At 35.1% G+C, this 15,141-nt stretch carries 15 protein-coding genes, 1 pseudogene and 1 riboswitch; of the genes and pseudogenes, 7 read left to right on the top strand and 9 right to left on the bottom strand.

What is annotated here, in order from left to right; all coding sequences use genetic code 11:
* Nucleotides 1-48 precede the first annotated feature (48 nt).
* The 3 genes from ACX9TM_RS08755 to ACX9TM_RS08745 are packed head-to-tail and all read right to left on the bottom strand — an operon-like array spanning nt 49 to nt 1,848.
* Nucleotides 49-342 (bottom strand): hypothetical protein, encoded by a 294-nt coding sequence (locus ACX9TM_RS08755; RefSeq protein ID WP_000286361.1) that lies wholly within the window; start codon nt 340-342, stop codon nt 49-51.
* 19 nt (nt 343-361) lie between these two features.
* Nucleotides 362-1,105, bottom strand: a complete 744-nt coding sequence (locus tag ACX9TM_RS08750) for a LysE family transporter (protein WP_139256954.1) — start codon at nt 1,103-1,105, stop codon at nt 362-364.
* 14 nt (nt 1,106-1,119) lie between these two features.
* The gene (locus tag ACX9TM_RS08745; RefSeq protein ID WP_001043767.1) at nt 1,120-1,848 is read right to left on the bottom strand and encodes a YqcI/YcgG family protein; all 729 of its coding nucleotides are present in this window, start codon (nt 1,846-1,848) and stop codon (nt 1,120-1,122) included.
* A 264-nt stretch (nt 1,849-2,112) separates the two neighbouring features.
* On the opposite strand from ACX9TM_RS08745, the gene cspB reads away from it, so the two are divergent.
* Together cspB and ACX9TM_RS08735 are read left to right on the top strand one after the other, a co-directional pair.
* Nucleotides 2,113-2,310, top strand: coding sequence for a cold shock-like protein CspB (cspB, locus tag ACX9TM_RS08740; protein WP_001161731.1), 198 nt, complete (start codon nt 2,113-2,115; stop codon nt 2,308-2,310).
* A gap of 119 nt (nt 2,311-2,429) precedes the next feature.
* On the top strand, nt 2,430-2,678 hold the full coding sequence (locus tag ACX9TM_RS08735) for a DUF2564 family protein (protein ID WP_000534392.1): 249 nt from the start codon (nt 2,430-2,432) through the stop codon (nt 2,676-2,678).
* Nucleotides 2,679-2,711: 33 nt separating this feature from the next.
* Here the strand turns inward: ACX9TM_RS08735 and ACX9TM_RS08730 are convergent, their stop codons facing one another.
* From ACX9TM_RS08730 to ACX9TM_RS08720, 3 genes are all read right to left on the bottom strand, one after another.
* The gene (locus tag ACX9TM_RS08730) at nt 2,712-2,888 is read right to left on the bottom strand and encodes a zinc-finger domain-containing protein (RefSeq protein WP_000358801.1); all 177 of its coding nucleotides are present in this window, start codon (nt 2,886-2,888) and stop codon (nt 2,712-2,714) included.
* Nucleotides 2,889-2,900: 12 nt separating this feature from the next.
* Complete coding sequence (locus tag ACX9TM_RS08725) at nt 2,901-3,560, bottom strand: ribonuclease H family protein (RefSeq protein WP_063219993.1); 660 nt, start codon at nt 3,558-3,560, stop codon at nt 2,901-2,903.
* Between the two features lie 151 nt (nt 3,561-3,711).
* Nucleotides 3,712-4,197, bottom strand: a complete 486-nt coding sequence (locus ACX9TM_RS08720) for a QueT transporter family protein (RefSeq protein ID WP_001026474.1) — start codon at nt 4,195-4,197, stop codon at nt 3,712-3,714.
* A 6-nt stretch (nt 4,198-4,203) separates the two neighbouring features.
* Nucleotides 4,204-4,248, bottom strand: a riboswitch (PreQ1 riboswitch).
* A gap of 132 nt (nt 4,249-4,380) precedes the next feature.
* Here ACX9TM_RS08720 and ACX9TM_RS08715 point away from each other — a divergent pair.
* The 3 genes from ACX9TM_RS08715 (at nt 4,381) to ACX9TM_RS08705 (ending at nt 6,628) form a co-directional block, all read left to right on the top strand.
* Complete coding sequence (locus ACX9TM_RS08715) at nt 4,381-5,253, top strand: aldose 1-epimerase family protein (protein WP_000127417.1); 873 nt, start codon at nt 4,381-4,383, stop codon at nt 5,251-5,253.
* 69 nt (nt 5,254-5,322) lie between these two features.
* Nucleotides 5,323-5,709, top strand: coding sequence for a reverse transcriptase-like protein (locus tag ACX9TM_RS08710; protein WP_000573880.1), 387 nt, complete (start codon nt 5,323-5,325; stop codon nt 5,707-5,709).
* Nucleotides 5,710-5,722: 13 nt separating this feature from the next.
* A complete protein-coding gene (locus tag ACX9TM_RS08705) occupies nt 5,723-6,628 on the top strand; it encodes a DMT family transporter (protein ID WP_063219992.1) in 906 nt (301 codons plus the stop codon).
* 2 nt (nt 6,629-6,630) lie between these two features.
* On the opposite strand, the gene ACX9TM_RS08700 is transcribed toward ACX9TM_RS08705, so the two are convergent.
* Nucleotides 6,631-6,891 carry a DUF6123 family protein gene (locus tag ACX9TM_RS08700; RefSeq protein WP_001195212.1) on the bottom strand — a complete coding sequence of 87 codons (261 nt, stop codon included), beginning with the start codon at nt 6,889-6,891 and terminating at the stop codon, nt 6,631-6,633.
* A 182-nt stretch (nt 6,892-7,073) separates the two neighbouring features.
* Here ACX9TM_RS08700 and ACX9TM_RS08695 point away from each other — a divergent pair, with 182 nt between their 5' ends.
* Complete coding sequence (locus tag ACX9TM_RS08695; protein ID WP_000806320.1) at nt 7,074-7,634, top strand: cysteine hydrolase family protein; 561 nt, start codon at nt 7,074-7,076, stop codon at nt 7,632-7,634.
* 34 nt (nt 7,635-7,668) lie between these two features.
* On the opposite strand, the gene ACX9TM_RS08690 is transcribed toward ACX9TM_RS08695, so the two are convergent.
* Nucleotides 7,669-8,529, bottom strand: a complete 861-nt coding sequence (locus tag ACX9TM_RS08690) for a GNAT family N-acetyltransferase (RefSeq protein WP_000571023.1) — start codon at nt 8,527-8,529, stop codon at nt 7,669-7,671.
* A 122-nt stretch (nt 8,530-8,651) separates the two neighbouring features.
* On the opposite strand from ACX9TM_RS08690, the pseudogene ACX9TM_RS08685 reads away from it, so the two are divergent.
* Nucleotides 8,652-13,640 (top strand): annotated as a pseudogene (locus ACX9TM_RS08685) (beta strand repeat-containing protein); the annotation flags it as partial.
* A 17-nt stretch (nt 13,641-13,657) separates the two neighbouring features.
* Here the strand turns inward: ACX9TM_RS08685 and ACX9TM_RS08680 are convergent.
* A complete protein-coding gene (locus ACX9TM_RS08680; RefSeq protein WP_150475837.1) occupies nt 13,658-15,112 on the bottom strand; it encodes a recombinase family protein in 1,455 nt (484 codons plus the stop codon).
* Between the last annotated feature and the right edge of the window lie 29 nt (nt 15,113-15,141).

The following is a 15,141-nucleotide window of genomic DNA, read 5'->3' as shown; positions in this document are numbered from 1 at the left end:
GCAACATATCGTTACGACTATTTCTTTTCTATTCTTATTCTATTCACTTTACAAATTTGCCTGCTGTTCTATTGTCGAGAAAAAATTGTTTGGTCCAAATATATTTTGCTTCGGAATAATATGCTCCACTGCAAACACTGTTACTTCTCCTCTTTGCACTTCTCCAATAATGAGCCCAAATATTTCATGATTTACTGCAAACGTCGGTTGCTTTGTTTGTAACAATCTTGCAGCATTATGAAATACCGCTTCATATAGTGGATTTCTATCAGTAATTTCTTTTCGGATTTTTGGCGCTAACGTAATTATAATTTCTTTTCCGTCAATAGTGGTTCGATACATAAAAATCTCCCCTTCAATCTTATGTGAACAACTGTAAAGCTTTGTATGCAAAATGTATAGAGTAACCTACTAAAATAATACCTGCTCCGGCTGTTATGTAGCCAAGCGCTTTTGGTTTTAATAAAGTTCTTCCAAAATGTACAGAAAAAGCAATATTTAAATTCCATAAAATAATACCAACAATAATGCAAAGACTGTACAAAAAAGCTTCTTGTTTCGTTACCTTCGTAAGTAATGAGCTAAGTGTACTTCCGTATATACCAAACCAAAAAACAAGATTTAATGGATTGGATATCGCAATTAAAAATCCTGCCATAAACGATTGCTTAAGGCCACCTACCTCTTCTTTTTTATATTCCATATTCGAGTCGAAAATTCCTTGTTTTACACTTTGAAATCCTAAATAAAATAACAAGAAAAAACCCGTGCAATACATGAAGGCTTGTACATATGTATACATAAACACAGAAGATAAACCGAAATAAATGAGAAGCATAAATAAAACATCTGCAGTCATTCCACCAATTCCAACAACCCAAGCGTGCCAAAACCCACGTTCAATTCCTCGTTTTAACATTTCAATATTAATCGGCCCTACTGGCGCAGCTAATGATATACCTAATACGATTTGCTGTATAATTGCTCCAAACATCGCTCTACCCTTTCTACTCTCTTTACTACTAGTTAATGATGTAATTTGAAAAAATAGACTAGCTTTCATAATAAAATACCCTTTTTTATCCAAAATATACAAAAGAGCCATCTAGGTGATGGCTCTTACTTTTCTATCCTATGAAGAAAAGGACATTTCCCTTTTATTGGCTCTACATCGTCTCCTATGAAATATTGTTTCCATTCACGATGCTCTGGGTCACCATAATGACTAATGTTAGGATGTTTCGGCAATTGATCCCACTTTTCAACTCGCTCACGAACCATTTGTCTTGAATATGCTCCTTTAGGACGATCTCCCTCTAATCCATCAAAAATAGTGCGTGGCTGAAACCCAATAACGAGAGAATTCCCTAAATGTCTAGTTTTTCGTTGTTTATAAGCTGGCGCATTTCCAAATGCGAATATTGGCTCACCACCAAATGAAAATTCCCATAAATAATGGTCTGGATCTTCAGGAATTTGCTTTGGCCATGCTTGATTATCGTTTTCATGTAAATACTGTAACACTTTCCAAAAGGAATCACGGTAATATTCGAGTGGCTGTTCTTCACATTCCGGTTCTACAAAAAGGAAAAAGCCCCTTCTTACAATCGGCCTCTCTTTCATTAACTCTAAAAAAGATAACATTGTATGTGGTAAATGACTCCAATCATTATGAGAAAGAAATGAATAACGAAGTTCATTCTTTTTCAAAGCTGTTAAACCGAAATAACATGGAAAAGTTGGTTCTAACACAACATTTGAAAAAATCTCAAATTCTTTTGCAACCCAATCCGGTATGTCGGTTCTCGTTCTCATTCCTTCATTATCTAATAAGTAAGACTTATTCATTCTTTCACCTCATTATGTATAGCATTCAATTAAGAATATTATATACTCAGCCTGTCCTATACCTATTTAAAAATTTGACTGAAAAATTATTTAAAAATACAAAAAAATAAAATCGCTTACTTGACTAAATTCTCCCAATTCGTGTATATTTAAATTAATCATTTAGCAGAATATTCAAGAATATAGCATTTTTAGTTTATATTATTTTTTTAAAATGAATTTCACTAAATGAAAATAGTAAACGCTTTTAGGAGGAATTGTAACATGCAAGGAAAAGTAAAATGGTTTAACAACGAAAAAGGTTTTGGATTTATCGAAATGGAAGGCGCTGACGATGTATTCGTACATTTCTCTGCTATTCAAGGCGACGGCTACAAAGCTTTAGAAGAAGGTCAAGAAGTATCTTTCGACATTACTGAAGGTAACCGCGGACCTCAAGCTGCTAACGTAGTAAAACTTTAATCCAACATATAACAGGAGGTTACCTTACTTGGTAACCTCCTTTGTTATTCCTTTGTATATTTCCGTTTTACAGAGCAAAAACTATGTGAAATGCGCACTATACAAAGGAGGAATTATTAATGGGATCAGAAGTAAATGATTTTGAAGAAGTGAAATTCCGTGTAGAAACAGCACAAAAAATGGTAGGATCAGCAACAATTTCAATGGATCCAGATACATTAGAACATGCTACTACTGCTGTAGAAGCAGCTCGCTCTCAGCTTGAAATTATGAAATCTGTTGCAACTGATTTAGATGAGCCATTTTTAATGAATGAGGAAAAAAAATTAAATAAATGTGAGCATCAACTAAACGAAGCAAGACACTAAAAAACATCCAGAGAATTTTCTCTGGATGTTTTTTCATGACAACTGTTCCCCATACTTTTTCAATGTTTCTCCCACTGTACATTGCCTTATACAAAATGAATGAGCGTAATACTTACTATTTGTCTTTCGATTATGTTCTCGCAAAAAACATCCTTCACAATACGTTTCTAATAAGTCATTTACCTCTGTAATGAGTTGCTTTTTATCCACCTTTGCACCTCTCTATTCGGTTATTTCTTTATGACTATCAATACTTGTTCCTTCTAATGCTTGCGTAGCTAATTGATGTGCTTCTTTATTTTGTTTTCTAGATATCGGCTCACATATAAGTTTTAATTTCATTTGCTTCGCCTTTTGCTCAATTTGGTCTAAATAATGATTTAAATGTTCATCATAACAAGGCCATTCTCCGGCTAATTGCTGCAGTACCACTTGTGAGTCTCCGCGAAGTGTAACTGCTTCATACCTAATCCCTAGTTCCTCGAGTATATTCATACCGTATAATAATGATGCATATTCCGCTTCATTATTATCATATATACCTTCTATATATGCATTGCGGCGAATGCGGTAGTTTGTATTTCCTTTTTTATAATACACACATATACCAACGCCAGCTTCTTTCGTTTGCACATCATACCCCCCATCAAAATAAACGAGTATTTCTTGGGGCTCTTCCTCTACTTGCTTACTTAACTTTTTCATCTCTTTTAATGACCATTCTGCGTCCATTTCATCGTAAAATAAAAGTTCCTTAGCTCTTCCTGTTTTCTCAAAATCCTCTGCAAATTGAAGTACTTCTTCTATGTTCATATACTCTGTTGTTAATTCCGTCTGCAATCCACGCTTCGTTTTATACAACCAATGAATTTTATATTTCATACTACATTCCCCTTATGTAAGACTTCTTATATATATCCGGCTAATTGAAGCCTCACTTTATTTTATTATATTTTATCTAGAGTCACAGCATTATATTCAATATGATTACATACAAAAAGAGCTATCCCTATAGGAATAGCTCTTTCATCTATTACATAAATCTTTCAAATTGTACTCGCTTATTAATCCAGTACATTACAGGCATACCGATCGCCATGACAACAAATTCACCAATTGCACAAGTTAACCAAGACAACATAAATGGTAAACCCAATGCAAGATGAAGTTCAATTGCAATCATAAACATTGTAATTGTAAAGATAACTGTATTAAAAATCATACGAGCCCAAACACCTTTAATAAATCGCATAGAAATAATCGTTGCAACTAACGCAAGAATAGATTGCCCTACTCCAAACACTAAATCGTAAGCGATCATAGGTGAGAAAAAGAGATTCGTTAAAAATACACCTAATACAATTCCGTAAATTGCTTTCTTGTTAAATACAACGAGATGATTAAACATCTCTGAAATACGAAATTGTACATTCGTAAAGCCAAATGGCTGAATAAGCATAGAAACAGCAATATATAATGCCGCTAAAATACCATTACCGACTAAAGTTCTAATATTCATGACAAAATCTCCTTAGTTTTTTTACGTGGGATGGTTTCGAACCACGTTATTCGTTTTTTAAGCAACAAGATTATATTTTACGTGGTAGCCCCTCTTTCGTCAATAGATTCCTATCATAAACTACCTTTTTCCTTTTAGACAACGTATAATGAAACATATGAAAGATTTAGGAGGTTTCACTTCATGACAGCAACAATTCAAAATGAAAAAGTGATCGTTTCCATTTCTGACAAAGGTGCAGAATTACAGAGCGTTCGCTTAAAAGAAGACAACACAGAATATTTATGGCAAGGTGATTCTACTTATTGGGGACGCCGTGCACCAATTTTGTTCCCAATTGTCGGCCGATTAGTAGATAATACATACTACGTAGACGGTAAACCATATTCATTAACACAACACGGTTTCGCTCGTGATCTTACTTTCTCTGTGAAAGAACAAAGCGAAACAAAAATCACTTATATCGTTACTAGTAATGAAGAAACATTAAAAAAATACCCATACGAATTCGAATTACTCGTTTCTTATGAGCTAAATGGACAAAGCGTTCATATAACATATGAAGTAAACAATCCTACTTCAAAAGAGATGTTCTTCTCAATCGGAGCACATCCTGGATTCAACTTCCCTTTATTGGACGGTGAATCATTTACAGATTATCACTTATCGTTTAATGGTTCGGAACGCTTAGAAACAAGCGTATTAGAAGGACCTTATCTTTCAAACAAAAAGCAATTAATCGCTGAAAATACGACTGAATTGCCACTTACATATGATTTATTCAAAAATGATGCACTTATTTTTGAACATATGAATACGAATGAAATTTCGATTCGTTCTCATAAACATAATAAATTTGTAAAAGTAGAATTTGATGGATTCCCATTTGTTGGCGTATGGACACCAGGGGATAACGCACCTTTCTTATGTATTGAACCTTGGTATGGCATCGCTGATGAAGTAAATCCAGCAAAAGATTTCAAGAACAAAAAGGGAATTCAATCTTTACAAGCGAATGAAACATTTACATGTCGTTACAGCATCACAATCGGATAACTACTCTATCCCCTACTTCAAAAAAATATTTAAGTAGGGGATCATCTTATAATTTGGAGGTTTCTCATTTTGATTGAAGTATATATTGATGGTGCATCAAAAGGAAATCCTGGTCCTTCTGGTGCAGGAGTGTTTATTAAAGGCGTTCAGCCACCTGTACAATTATCAGTACCACTTGGAACAATGTCCAATCATGAAGCAGAATACCGCGCTTTACTTTTAGCATTAAAATATTGCATCGAGCATAATTATAGCACTGTCTCTTTTCGTACAGATTCGCAGCTTGTTGAGCGGGCTGTTGAAAAGGAATACGCAAAAAATAAAATATTTGCACCTCTTTTAGATGAAGCACTGCAGTACATAAAAAACTTCGATCTCTTTTTTATTAAGTGGATTCCAAGTAGTCAAAATAAAGTAGCTGATGAATTAGCTAGAAAAGCTATCTTACAAAATTAACGGGGGTATGAGTGTGAAAAAAGAGTGGATTGCTCCTCTTGCTTTATTATTTGTCTCTTTTATTTGGGGAGCTACGTTTGTTGTCGTTCAAAACGCTATGTCTTTCGTTGGTCCATTTACGTTTAATGGTATTCGCTTTTTATTCGCTGGAATTATTTTATTATTCGTTCAAATTATTTCCTCACAGAAAACTTCAAAACAAGAATTAAAACATAGTAGTTTAGCTGGATTAATGGTTGGGTTCTTCTTATTTGTCGGCTATTTATTACAAACATTTGGCTTACTTTATACAACTTCTTCAAAAGCAGGTTTCTTAACTGGGCTAAGCATTGTTATGGTCCCAATCTTATCATTTATCTTCTTAAAACAAAAAGCCACCATTTTCATCGTACTTGGTATTGCTGTAGCTACAACAGGTTTGTACTTATTAACAGCTGCTAATTCTTTCCAATTAAATATAGGAGATATACTTGTTCTTGGTTGTGCAGTCGCTTTCGCTGCCCATATTCTTATTAACGGCTTCTTTTCTAAAAAAATATCACCTTTATTATTAAGCACATCTCAAGTATTAGCAGTTGGTATATTTTCTTCTATTTGCGCTTTCTTGTTTGAAGATTGGGAAAAGTTATTTTCAGTATCACTATGGACGAATCAATCCTTTTTATTCGCACTCTTTCTAACTGCCCTGTTTGCAACATCTATTGCTTTTTTCATTCAAACATCGGCACAAAAACACACTTCTCCAACGAGAGTAGCAATTATTTTCGCAATGGAGCCCGTTTTTGCTGCATTAACAAGCGTTCTCGTTGCAAATGAACAACTTTCTATTTCTGCTATTATCGGATGTCTATGTATTTTTCTAGGCATGATTTTTGTTGAATTACCTTCCAAAACAAAAAAAGAAGCGCAGGCTGCGTGAAGTTACGCTTGTAACTTCCGCATAAAAGCCTTAGCGCTTTTTTTATCTGTAATTTCTTCCTCTTTCAATCGTTCTAATAACGCAACGAAATAACTACCATCAAACTGCAATTGATGTTTAATTGTGGCTTCTATTGCTGCGTTCACAATCCCATCAGACGCACCAGTATATCCTTGTCCAAACATAATAAACCCTTGTGCTTCCTCTGATAATTTAAATCCTTTCGTATGTAAGAATGAAAGATAATCTTCTACTGTTTGCATGTTATTCCCACCTACTCAAAAATTCTCCATCTCCTATCATACATGTTTTTACACGCTATGAGAATGAAATTTCTTTGACAACTTTGTAAATAAATCTTCTACTTCTCTTACAATGGAGGATTTTCTAACAATCTGAAGGAATATGTACAGTGGAACTTATTTCATATTAAAGGGGAGACACGATGAAACAAGCACTATTAATTATTGACGCTCAGCAAGAATTAATTGATGGAAATGAGCAAGAAAATGAAGTTTTTCGTAAAACCGAGCTATTATCTACACTAAATATAGCCCTGCAGAAAGCAATAGATTCAAATGCTCTTATTGTTTTCGTAAGAGATATCGATGTTGCTTCTGGTAGTGGCGAAGGATTTGAAGTACATAATCAAATTCAAGTACCCCAGTCTGCAATCTTTATTAATAAAGCAGCAACCAATTCATTCTACGGCACTTCTTTACTTGAACTTTTAAAAGAAGAAAACATTAATCATATTGTTATAGGCGGATGTAAAACAGAACATTGCATTGACACTGCCGTTAGGACAGCAACTGTACAAGGATTTGACGTTACATTAATTAAAAACGGGCATTCAACAACTGATTCTAACGTATTGTCTGCAGAGCAAATTATTGGTCATCACAATAAAACTTTACACGGTCATTATAACGTTGATCATTTTTCTATGGTGAGAGATATCGAGGAAGACCTCTTTCAGCCGACTCATGATCAATATCGTGATTAGCGAAAAAGAATCCTTCATTCAGAAGGATTCTTTTTCACCCAAAAATTTGTGCTGCAATGCTATATAACTCATTATTCCTTTTTAATAATTGACCGCTATTTTTCATCATAATTGGTGGTGTATTCACCTTTTTAAAACCAGCAATCTCTAATACTTTCATGAAATCTTTCTTTCCTTCTAGTACATCAATTCTTAATTTACCATTATGCCCTTTTGCTAAATCATGTACAATTCTCATTGCCATCTCATCATTTTTAGCAACAACCGGCCCTATTATCTTATTTTCTGGTGTTTGTATGCTTAAACCGTAACCTAATACATTTTGTTCCTTGTCCTTTACAACGATACACTGTTCACTTTGCATAATTCTTTTCTTTAAAAACTCTTTTCTATTTGTTCCAAACGCATATTCATCTATTTTTATTATTTTTTCTAAATCACCCTCTTCATAATTCATCACATAATCTTCATTTCTTACACAATAATGTTTCGCATTGTATGAGTTACATATGTATTTAGAAACATAACTTACTGCCCTAAATCCTAACTTTTCATATAAAGGTTTCCCTTCATCCGTAGCAATAAGCATAATTGGAGTATGAGCTGATACGCTTTTAACGCACGCTTCCGTTATTATCTTTCCAATCCCTCTCCCCTTATAATCTGGATGTACAATCACCATTCCGATAGATGCTAATTTCTCCCCATATAATATTATTGCTGCGCTAGCAATTAGTTCCTCTTTCTCATTCCAAACACCGTATACAATCCCTGCGTTAAAAATAGTCTCAATTTCTTCTCTATTATAATCCCAACCAATATAAGAAGATAGCGCTACAATGTCGCTTATTTGTTCTTTCCGAAGACGCTCCACTCTAATTTCCAATTCAATCATACTCCATCCCCTTATCTAGACATTTAAATCATTATTACGAAATCAACTTGTACATGTTTCCCTTTATTTGTCACACACATATGTTATTTTGACCAAGACTATATTGTAAATGAGGTGACAACATGCCCATTACGAATCGATTTTCTACCACCACTAACGGCGCACTCGCTATTACAGGTAATACTTTAGGCTTAAGTAAAATCAGCAATCAAAACCGTGCTGGTACAATCGGGGCAATTGGTGCATTCGCAACTACGAATACTGCTTTACAAGTAACTACTTTTCCTGCTGGTACAACATTAAACTATACACAAAATAGTTCTACCGCTATTTTAAATATCCCTGCTGGTAGTACTATTCTTTACGCAGAACTCGTTTGGGGTGGAAACTATTTATCTCGTGATCAAAACATTACGAGTGTATTAGGAAACCCAGTTTCTTTTACAACACCTGTTTCAACATACTCGATTACTCCTTCAGCTGTTACGGCTTCAAATCAAACTTTCGTTTCAAACTCTATTACATTTGGCTTTTACACTCGTTCAGCAGACGTAACAACTCTTATTCAAGCGGGAGGTGCTGGTTCCTATACTACAGGAGCGGTTCCTGGACTTGTAGATCCTATAGATGCTTCTAATGGAACAATTAATTCGGCTGGATGGACGCTTATCGTCGCTTATCAAAACGGGACATTGCCAGCAAGAAACTTAACCATTTATGTAGCTGGTAACCGTGTTTCTGCAGAAACTGGTAGTGCCGATGTATCTGTTTCTGGATTTTTAACACCTTCAGGAGGACCAGTAAGTGGGAGATTATTTTTAAGTTCTACCGAAGGAGATGCAGATTTAACCGGGGATCAAGCTTTATTTGGACCAAATTTCAGTTCATTAAATGCTTTATCTGGACCAAATAATGCCATAAATAATTTCTTCGGTTCTCAAGTTAATAATGCTGCAGGAAACTTAGATACAACTGGGACATTTGGAACGCGAAATCAAAGTGCTTCTACAGGTACAAACATTTCCGCAGGAAGACAGGGCTGGGATATTACTTCTATTGATATTTCTCCTTATTTAACAAACTCACAAGTATCCGCTGCAATCCGTTTAACTACTAACGGAGATGCATATATGTTAAATACAGTCGGCTTACAAATTAATATAAACTCCCCAAATATACAAGCAACGAAAAGCGTAAATAAAAGTGTTGCTGCAATTGGAGATATTCTCACTTATACAGTTACTATCCCTAACACCGGGCTTCTTCCTGCCAATAACGCTATTTTTATAGATAGTCTCCCTAATGGTACTTCTTTTATACCCGGCACTGTAACAGTAGATAACGTACCACAAACAAATGCAAATCCTGCGGCTGGTATATCTCTTGGAACAATTAATAATGGTGCTTCTCGTATAGTAACTTTCCAAGCTACTGTCGTTTCTCTTCCAAGTCAAAATCCTATCTCTAACACTGCTAATATTACATTTCAATATACACCAATCGCCGGAGGAACAACTTTTAATGGTCTTGCAACAAGTAACTCTGCTGGAACACAAATTAACCTTGCAGATATTAATGGAACAAAATCAGTTAACAAACTTTTTACCGATATTGGTGAAACATTAACTTACAGTATTGCCTTAGCTAATATAGGAAATATCGCTGCAACGAATGTGATATATACGGATCCGATTCCTAGCGGGACTACTTTCATTCCAGGGAGTGTAACTGTGAACGGAGTTACTCAAGCTGGCGCAAATCCCGCTAATGGTATAACAATTGGTTCAATTGCCGCAAATTCCACTACTACTATTTCATTCCAAGTGCTCGTTCCTTCTATCCCTCAAACAAACCCAATATTAAATAGTGGAACAACAACATATCAATACATTCCTGTACCTAATCAACCAGCAGTAAGTGGGACTGATACGACAAATATTGTCTCCACTCAAGTGAATAATGCTACTGTAACAATGACGAAAGCAGTAGATAAAAATTTTGCAGATATTGGTGATACACTAACGTACACCGTTTCCTTTACAGGTACAGGTAATACAAATGCGAACAATGTTATTTTTACAGATGTCATCCCTACTGGAACAACTTTCGTTCTAAACAGTTTAACAATAGATGGCACGACACAAGTGGGTGCAAATCCCGCTACCGGCGTGAACATTGGATCCATAACAAGCGGCACAACAAAAAATGTTGCATTTCAAGTAGTAGTAAACACAATACCCACGTCAAATGTCGTATCTAACGGATCAAGCGCTTCTTATCAATACACTGTCAATCCTAGCCAATCACCTGTTACAAAAAATATTTCTTCGAATCTCGTTTCCACTCAAATTAACAATGCGAATGTAACATTAACAAAATCAACAAATAAACAATTTGCTACAATTGGCGAAACAATAAGTTATACAATCCTTATTACAAACAGTGGAAATACAGCCGCTAATAACGTGCAACTAACAGATCCACTTCCAAACGGAACGATATTGACTCCTGGTACTGTAACACTAAACGGAGTTTTACAAAATGTAGATTCTCTCGTTGCTTTACCTATCGGCACAATTCCTGGTGGGGCTACTGTTACCCTTTCTTTCCAAGTAACAGTCATCAATATTACGACCCAAAATCCTATCATTAATAACGCCTTCGCTTCTTATCTATATACTGTAAATCCAAGTTTGCCACCGACTTCAAAAACAGCAAATTCTAATTCTGTTACATCAACAATTAGACTAGCAAATCTCCGTGCTAATAAATCTGTAGATAAAACGTTTGCGGAAGTTGGCGATGTATTAACTTACACCTTCGCTCTTACGAACGATGGGAATGTTGCAGCAAACAATGTATTACTATCTGATTCAATTGCGAATGGAACCGCCTTTGTCCCAAACAGCGTTATAGTTAACAGTGTTACTCAGCCAGGCGTTACACCAGCTAGCATCAATATTGGTAGCATCAATGCTAATACTACAATTACAGCTTCATTCCAAGTAGTAATAACTAGCATTCCAAATCCAAACCCTATTTCAAATAGCGCTTCCATCTCCTATAACTTTATCGTTGATCCAAACGCTTCACCTGTAAGTAAGAACACTACTTCAACTACTACATTTACTCAAGTAAACGATGCAAATGTCATTTCAGCCAAAACAGTGGACCGAGCGTTCGCTACCGTAGGGGATATATTAACTTATACTGTTACTTTGACGAATGCAGGAAGTGTTTCTGCTGATAGTCCTACTTTCGTAGATACGAATCCAGACGGTACTACCTTTATCCCAAACACTTTTCTTATTAATGGTGTACTCCAAAATAACGCAGATCCAAATATAGGTGTTCCACTACCTTCCATTGCTGCTAATGGCTCACTTACTGTCTCTTATCAAGTAACCGTCACCTCTTTACCAACACAAAACCCAACATTAAATTCATCTAGTACACAGTATAGCTTTATTCTAAATCCGGGCGATCCACCAACTATAGAAACATCTGTAAGTAATACTGTAAGTACACAAATTAATTTAGCAAATGTAGTGATTGTCAAAGAAGTAGATTTAACTATCGCCGATGTCGGGCAACCAATCACATATACAATTTCTTTAGCTAATCTTGGCAATACTACAGCAAATAATGTTATTGTTACCGATATAATCCCTAATGGCTCCACTATCGTACCAAATAGTATTTTTATAGGTGGTACTTTACAACAAAGTGCAGACCCTAGTACCGGTCTTCAAGTCGGCTCCATTCCTTCAGGTGGTTTTACAACGATTGTTTTTCAAATAAGTGCAAATGGGCTACCTTCACCAAACCCAATTCAAAACAGCGCTTCACTTCAATATAGCTTTATCGCTGATCCAAACTTACCTGCTCTCGTTAGAAACACTGCTAGCAATATAGTAACTACACAAATTAATACTGCTAATATCGTTGCTACAAAACTCACAAGCACAAACTTCGCTGATGTTGGTGATGTCATACTATATGCAACTATTTTAACAAATAACGGGAATATCTCTGCTGCTAATGTAACGTTTACAGATATCATTCCAGCGGGTACCCTCTTCATTCCTAATACTGTAACGATTAATAATGTCCCTGTAGCTAACGCAAATCCTGCCACTGGCATTTCAATTGGTACGATAGGAGCGAATTCATCACGCACCGTTGCATTTCAAGTTTTTGTACCAACTATCCCTGCTGTAAACCCAATTACAAATCAATCAAGCACAACATTCCAATATACGTATGATCCATCCAAACCTGCTGTGATGCAGATGGTTGCTTCTAACACTGTACAGACAACTATTAATAACGCCTCAATTGCCGCTACTAAATCTGCAGATAAACAGTTTGCTAACGTAAATGATATTATTACGTACACGACTACTTTAACGAATAACGGGAACATACTTGCATCAAATGTAATATTTACAGATGTAATTCCAAACGGAACATCGTTTATTCCTAATAGTGTTACTGTAAATGGGAATACACTTCCTAATGTCAATCCAGCAAGCGGAATTGCAATCGATCCAATAAATCCGAATGCAAATACAATCATCTCATTCCAAGTACAAGTAAATTCTATCCCGAATCCAAATCCAATCCCGAACCAAAATAATACAACGTACCAGTATGTCGTAGATCCTAACTTACCTCCAGCATCTGCCAATACGTTAAGTAACGTAATAACAACTCAAATTAATAACGCTACTATTGTCGCTACTAAGTCTGTGAATACACCGACAGCTGCAATTGGTGATATTGTTACTTATACGATTGCAGTAACAAATACAGGTAATATCCCTGCTAGTGCAACTGTTTTAACAGATGGGCTTGGCGCAGGAGCTTCATTTATCCAAAACTCCGTAACGATCAATAATGTTCCACAACCAGGATTAGATCCATCACTTGGTGTTCACTTGGCAGATATTTCGCCAGGAGATACTGTATTCATTACTTTTCAAGCACAAATTTTAGCGATACCACCTAGTGGCACATTAACAAATAATGCTCTTGTAAATTATGAATATACCGTAAATCCAAACCAATCTCCTGCTGTTGGTAGCACTGTAACAAATCTTACAGTAACTAATAACTAACTATAAAATTATAAAGAAAATGTATATTCGATTTCGATATACTTATCTTTACTTAGTGTAATTTTCTTAATTAAAGTTTTGAAAACCTCATGCATATCTTTTTCTTCATCTAGCATCGAAAAAGCTTTTTTAATCTGTTGCTCTTCTTTATTTCTTTTATTCTGATCCGTTAATTTAAGTAATGCTAACTCTTGCTCTTTAATTTCATTTTCGAAATTAAAATCGCGCTTCGAAAACATTTCTTTATCAATTAACCCTTCTATATACAAATCAATCAACTTCTCTTTTTTCACTTTTAACAACTTAATTTGCTTTTTAATTTCTGTGGATTTATCTTTTCTTTTTTGATGCATTTTTGGATTGAAATGTATCTCTAACTCTTTTTCTTGCTGCTTCAATCTATAGATAATTACCTCTCTTATATCATCATATTTAACTGGATCAAAGTTAACACATCGATTGAATCTTACATAATTACTGCATTTCATATATACCCATTCTTTTTTACTTCCTTTGGCGAACCTACTTGTATACTTAGCTGTAATTGGCCCACCGCAATGCTTACAAAACATCATCCCTCTAAATTCATTTCTTGTATCTTGTTTTGTTTTCTTTTTACTTGTCCTGTCGCTATTAACCGCATTCCATAATTCTTTTGATACAATTGCTGGATAATGGTCTTCTATAATTGTCAATCGCTCTTTTGGAGTGTAAACCCTTTTCTTTTTCCCATCTACTTTTACTGTTTTATAACTATTTAAGACTAAATCCCCTTTATACTTTTGGTTCTTTAAAATCTTTCCTACAGTTGCATGTGACCATAACTGACCAAATTTCGTATATGTTCCTTTATCGTTTAGGATATTTGCTATTTTCTTAAATCCATATCCTTTATGGGATAAATCAAAAATTTCCCTTACAACTTCAGCTTCTTCTTCATTAATAACGAGTTTTTTATCAATTACATGGTATCCTAATCCAGGTTTTCCGATATACTCGCCTCTTCTTGCTTTGGCTTGCATTGCAGCAGAAACAGATACAGATAAAGTTTTAGGTAATTGTGCGGCAAACATGGCAAACATTTCGAATTTAATGTCATTGCCACCTTCATATAAACTATCGTAATTTTCCTCAATTGTAACCAAGCGTATTCCATGACCTATTAAAATTTCTTTAATTTCTAAGGCGTCCCTTAGATCCCTTGCTAAACGGTGTATAGATTTAAATACGACTGTATCCAATTCATTTCGTCTTGCTTTTTCTAATATCAGCTGCATCGCATGACGTTCTAACCAAGCTGTACCAGAAATACCATCGTCAAAATATACTGCATTTGAGTCCCACTCGTATCCGTTTTTTTCTAACCAATATCGACAAATATCAACCTGATTTTGAACAGATGAAACTTGCTCATCTCTATCCGTTGAAACTCGTACATAAACAGCGTACTTCAAAATCTTCACCCACTTTTTTACTAATAATATGATAAGTA

This window comes from Bacillus sp. LH1, from assembly GCF_057924895.1.
This window is presented reverse-complemented; position numbering and strand designations above follow the sequence as displayed.